General features: G+C 43.3%; 3 protein-coding genes. All 3 read left to right on the top strand.

Going from position 1 to position 6,023, the window contains the following annotated elements; all coding sequences use genetic code 11:
- A partial coding sequence (locus tag DPG01_RS17960; RefSeq protein ID WP_162622369.1) for an ATP-dependent nuclease occupies nucleotides 1-1,203 on the top strand: 1,203 nt, incomplete at its 5' end.
- Entirely contained in the window at nucleotides 1,204-3,828 is a 2,625-nt protein-coding gene (pglZ, locus tag DPG01_RS17955; RefSeq protein WP_110975965.1) for a BREX-1 system phosphatase PglZ type A, read from the top strand.
- Between the two features lie 29 nt (nucleotides 3,829-3,857).
- Nucleotides 3,858-5,897, top strand: a complete 2,040-nt coding sequence (gene brxL, locus DPG01_RS17950) for a protease Lon-related BREX system protein BrxL (RefSeq protein ID WP_005021615.1) — start codon at nucleotides 3,858-3,860, stop codon at nucleotides 5,895-5,897.
- Nucleotides 5,898-6,023 lie beyond the last annotated feature (126 nt).

Raw genomic sequence — 6,023 nt, 5'->3', positions numbered from 1 at the left:
GCTTTTTTAGATAAATTGGAAAGTGAATTAGAAATTTATTCTTATAGAACACCTACTGATAGACAGCAACAACTAAAAAAGGCTGATGTATACAACCTAATTATTCAAGCATTTTTTAAAATTAGAAAATTGCATAAAAAACAAGGTGATGTTTGGCTTGAAATTAGTTCACTTAGTTCAGGAGAAAAACAAAAAGCAATTATTGATGTAGCACATAGTTTATTAACCAAGCATAGAAGTAGTGGTGCAAATTTAATTATTGCTGTTGATGAACCAGAATCATCCTTACATATGTCTGCTTGTTTTGATCAATTCGATGCACTTTATGATATTAGTCGAGAATGTATGCAGGTCATGTTTTCATCGCACTGGTATGGATTTTTACCAGTTATAGAGTCAGGTAGTGCGACAATTATTTCTAAGATAGAAGGTACACACGTATTTGATCAAATAAACCTTGCTTCCTATCGAGAACAAATCAAGCAGATGACCGCTTCTTCAAAAGGAAGATTGCCTTTTGATATTCGGTTAAAGAGCATGAATGATTTTGTGCAATCTGTAATAACTAGCTCAATGGGGAGTGAACCATATAATTGGCTTATATGCGAAGGAAGTTCTGAAAAAATTTATCTTAATAAGTATTTTGAAGATCTTATCGAGTCAAAAAAACTACGAATAGTGCCAGTTGGTGGTGCCAAAGAAATCAAGAGGTTATATAAATATTTAGAAACTGCCTATGAAGATTTTAAGAGTGAAATTAATGGAAAAATAATTCTAATTTCGGATACAGATGCTGAGTTTGTAAGTTATAACGTCAGTAATTCTGAAAAGCTAATTTGTAAAAGGATGGTAAATTGTAATACCGAAAAAACCACCAAGTTAGTGAATATCCAATCAAACCCAGTTTCACCTGCTACCGAAATTGAATCTTCCTTACCAGGTAAAACCTTCTATCAAACTCTATTATCTTTTAAAGCTGATTATCCTGAAGATTTATGTTGCTTAACTAAAGATATTGAAGAAATTTCTGATCAGGTATCTTATTTTGCATTAGATCTAAGATCTAGTGAATGGGAAGCTATAAATAGATTCTTTGACCAAGATAATAATAAATTTAGGTTTGCGAAGCGATATATCGAGAATATTGATGAAAATCATGCTGTACCAAGGTGGATTAAGGAAATTAGAGGGTGGCTAGACTAAATGAATCTTGATCAAATCAAACAAGGTCTGGAACAAGCCTTTTATACTGAACAGCACCGAATTGTCTTTTGGTATGATGCAGAACAGTCATTTACTGAAGAAATCAAATCCCTAGAGCTAAATGATGTCCAGATTCTGAATATGGCAGAAGAATCCAGCCTTGCGATTAAGCTTAAACTGGAACTTGAGGATCAGCAGGGTAAATACTTGCTGTATTTTCCAAGTCCTGAGCCTGAAACTGAAAAAGACTGGTTACTGGACATCAAGCTGTATTCACGCAGCTTCTATGCCGATCGTTTCTCGATTATTTTCAATGAGCTCGGTTTACAACAACAAAGTTTAAGAGAACATCTGGCCAAACGTGAAGAGTTCCTCAAAGCCAAAGCGCGTCTGAGTACATTGAAACGCTATATCCAGCCTGATGCAGATGCACAGGATCTGGATATGGCCATGATTGCGGCTGTGGTCAAGGCCGACAGTGCAGAGCTGATGCATATCGTTCTGGCACTGGCAGATGAAATGGTACAGCAGAATCTGGGTCTGGAAGTGAATCCAGACTCCTTTGCTGAACTGGAAAAGTTCCAACTGGTACCGGCTTTAGTCACAGCATTACAGGCGGAAATTGGTTATCCAGCATCGGTTGAAGAATTGAATGGGGAAGCACCATTCAAGCTCGGTACGTTCTTTATCCGTTTGATGAGCACAGGTTTCTGTGAAAGCCTGGGCGATATACCGCTATGGGCTCAGGAACTGGTGATGTCATCCGTCAGCTCCCGTGCAACAGCCAGAGCCTTTTTGTCGCGCTGGAGAGACAGCTCCAAATACTACCCAACCTTCGATACACTCTCCCAGACCGTGGCCAATGCACTGCGGATCCAAGAAAAGGTCGGGGCTTTTGATCTGGAGCAGCTGCTCGATGTCATGACTTTTGAAGTGATTGAACAAAAGATCATTGTTGATTTGGCCAGTCATATCCCTGCAGCAGCCAAAGCTGAACTGGAACATTTCAGAACGATTATTTCTACCCGTCTGGATGGCTATTGGGCGTCCAAACATAAGGACGATGCAACCCGCCGTAAATACCGTACCGTCTATACAGCGTTGCAGGCAGCGATTGAGCTGTTCAGCCTGCGACTGCTGTTTGATGCCGGTTTCTATTTCGACTCTAGCGAAGCCTTGTATACAGCCTACGAGCAGGAGTTGTATCGCTTTGATATGGCCTATCGCCACTACAGTGCTGCTTCTCAACGCGCTCATGTCGATATCCTGAAGAAACTCGATGAAGAAGTCGAAAATTGCTATTCCTACTGGTTTATTGACCACTTGGCACGAAACTGGGGAGAGCGAATTGAAGCTGAACAACGCTTGAATGTCTGGAAAGTGGCAGATATCCCAAATCAGCAAAACTTCTACGATACCCACGTCAGACCCTTACTCAATTCTGCAACGAAACGCCGTATTGTGGTAATTATCAGTGATGCTTTCCGTTATGAAGCTGCGGTAGAGTTGCGTGATCGTATCAATGAAAAGCGTTATTCTGAAGCGACCTTGTCTTCACAGCTGGGCGTTGTCCCAAGTTACACCACACTGGGCATGGCCTCGTTATTGCCGCATCAGACTTTGGAGTACAAAGAGGCCGCAGGGGATGATGTTTTAGTAGATGGGCAATCTAGCAAAGGGACTGCAGCACGATCCAAAATTCTGGCTGCCTATAATGGATTGGCAGTAACCGCTGAAATGGTAAAAGGCTGGTCGCGTGATGAAGGCCGTGAAGCGCTGAAAGACTATGAGCTGATTTACGTTTATCACAACGTGATTGATGCACGCGGTGACAGTGCCTCGACAGAATCTGAGACCTTTATGGCGGTGGAACATGCCATTGAAGAGCTGACTGAACTCAGCCGTAAAATTTTAATGCACTTCAATATTTCCACCCTGTTGATTACAGCCGACCATGGCTTCTTGTTCCAGCAAAGTAAACTGGAGTCTGCGGATCGTTCAAGCTTGACTGAAAAACCAGCCAATACATTGAAGAGCAAAAAACGCTATGTGATTGGGCATGGTTTACCAGAGAGCAAGGAAGCCTGGAAAGGCTCAACCCAAGCTACGGCAGGCACATTATCTGCGACTGATTTCTGGATTCCAAAAGGGGCGAACCGTTTCCATTTTGTAGGAGGCTCACGTTTTGTGCATGGCGGCATCATGCCTCAGGAAATCGTAGTGCCGGTACTGACGGTAAAACAGCTACGTGGTGAAAAGGCTGGACAGCGGACCAAGCGTAAAGTTGAGGTCATTTCTACCAAATCCACGCTGAAGATGGTCAATAACATCCAGAAGTTTGATTTGATGCAAACTGAAGCTGTCAGTGAGCTGGTCATGCCAGTGACTTTATCCATTGCCATTTATGATGGGGATCTTAAAGTTTCCAGTGAAGAAACTTTGACTTTTGATAGCAGTACCGATTCTGTTGCCGATCGGGTCAAACAGGTCAGACTGTCATTGTCTGGCACTGATTTTGACCGTAAGAAAGATTACTTCCTGGTACTGAAGGACAAAGACCTGAATATCGAGATGCAACGCTATAAGGTCACTATTGATTTGGCATTTACCGATGACTTCTTCTAATAACGAATTAACGATAGAGCGTAGCCTACATGGAATCTGCTAACGATAAAGAACTGGATCAGCTGCTGAATGAACACTTTGCTGGGCGGGTGGTACGTAAGGATCTGACTAAACTGATCAAAGAAGGGGCCAATGTCCCGGTCTATGTACTTGAATACCTACTGGGAATGTACTGTGCCTCGGATGATCCAGAGATCATTGAGCAAGGACTACGTAACGTAAAGACGGTTCTAGCAGAGAACTATGTACGACCTGATGAAGCTGAGAAGGTGAAATCCCTGGTTCGTGAACGTGGCAGTTATAAGGTCATTGATCGGGTGACCGTAAAGCTGAATGAGCGTAAGGACAAATACGAAGCATCATTTAGTAATCTGGGCATCAAAGATGCCGAAATCTCGGCAGGCATCGTCAAAGAGTATGAAAAATTACTTGTTGGTGGTATCTGGGTCATTGCTACGCTCAGTTATTATTTTGAAGAAGGACAGACTAGTTCTCCATTTGGGGTGAGTTTACTCAAGCCGATTCAAATGCCGAATATGAATATGGATGAACTCTTCAGTGGCAGAGCAGCATTAAGCACTGATCAGTGGCGCGAGAGTTTAATCCGTTCGATCGGCATGGAACCGGCTTCGTTAAAAGAGGACGTGCAATGGCACCTATTAGCGCGTATGGTTCCGTTCGTTGAAAATAACTATAACGTCTGTGAACTGGGACCACGCGGTACCGGGAAAAGCCATATTTACAAAGAGTGTTCACCGAATAGTATTTTAGTCTCCGGTGGGCAAACGACTGTCGCCAACCTGTTCTATAACATGAGTAGCCGCCGTATTGGTCTGGTGGGCTTATGGGATGTGGTAGCTTTTGATGAAGTCGCCGGTATTTCCTTTAAGGACAAAGATGGCGTACAGATCATGAAAGACTACATGGCCTCAGGATCTTTTGCCCGTGGTCGTGAACAGATGGAAGCCTCAGCTTCGATGGTTTTTGTGGGTAATATTAACCAAAGTGTTGAATCCTTGGTGAAGACTAGCCACTTATTGGCTCCTTTTCCTGAAGCAATGATCGATTCAGCATTCTTTGATCGCTTTCATGCCTATATCCCGGGTTGGGAAATTCCAAAAATGCGTCCGGAATTCTTTACCAACCGTTATGGTCTAATCGTTGATTATCTGGCTGAATTCTTCCGGGAAATGCGTAAGCGTAGTTTTGCGGATGCCATTGAGAAGTACTTTAAGCTAGGGAATAACCTGAATCAGCGTGATGTGATCGCCGTTCGCAAGACGGTTTCTGGATTGATGAAGCTGCTCTACCCACATGGTCAATTTAACAAAGAAGATGTACGGCAATGCCTGGAATATGCACTGCAGGTGCGCCGTCGGGTCAAAGAACAGCTGAAGAAAATTGGAGGGATGGAATTCTATGATGTGCATTTTAGCTATATCGACAATGACACACTAGAAGAGCACTTTGTTTCCGTCAAAGAGCAGGGGGGTGGCGGACTGATTCCTGAAGGTCCTGCCAAACCAGGCTTCCTGTATACCATCGGACTCAGTAATAAGGGCATGCCAGGCTTATACCGCTTAGAACTGCAAGTCACTAAAGGTTCAGGAAAGTTGGCGACATCTGGCTTATGGAATTCAAGCAGTGCCAAAGAACAGGTCAAGATTGCTTTTGATTACTTCAAGGCCAACGCCTCTCGGATCTCGGGGGGCAGTAAGGTACTGGAACATGACTTCCACTTACATGTGGTGGAGTTACAGAATACCGGCCCGCTCAGCCATCTTGCTCTGCCAAGTTTAGTGGCTTTCGCTTCTGGCCTGTTAGGACGATCGGTACAAAGTCAGATGGTGGTACTGGGTGATATGAGCTTGGGTGGTTCTGTGACACCGGTGGAAAGTATTGCCGAATGTCTTCAAGTTGCTTTTGATGCGGGTGCCAAGAAGGTTGCTTTGCCAATGAGTAGTGCGGCAGATATCCCAACGATTCCTGTGGAACTGTTTACCAAGTTCCAGACCAGCTTTTATGCAGATCCGGTGGATGCGGTGTTTAAAGGGTTAGGGGTGGATTAATTTCATATCTGTCTGGAAGAGTTACAGTAGATTGTTTTAAATTCAGTTTCTCAAGTTTAAATACCATGTTGTAAAAGCATAATACTGCCTCTTTTAAAGAGCTAGTATTTTTAGGGGGGATTACCC

It is taken from the genome of Acinetobacter sp. WCHAc060042, assembly GCF_003231195.1.
In the GTDB taxonomy this organism is placed as follows: Bacteria; Pseudomonadota; Gammaproteobacteria; order Pseudomonadales; family Moraxellaceae; genus Acinetobacter.
Note: the sequence above shows the minus strand (reverse complement) of the source record. Positions and strands in the feature narration are given on the sequence as shown.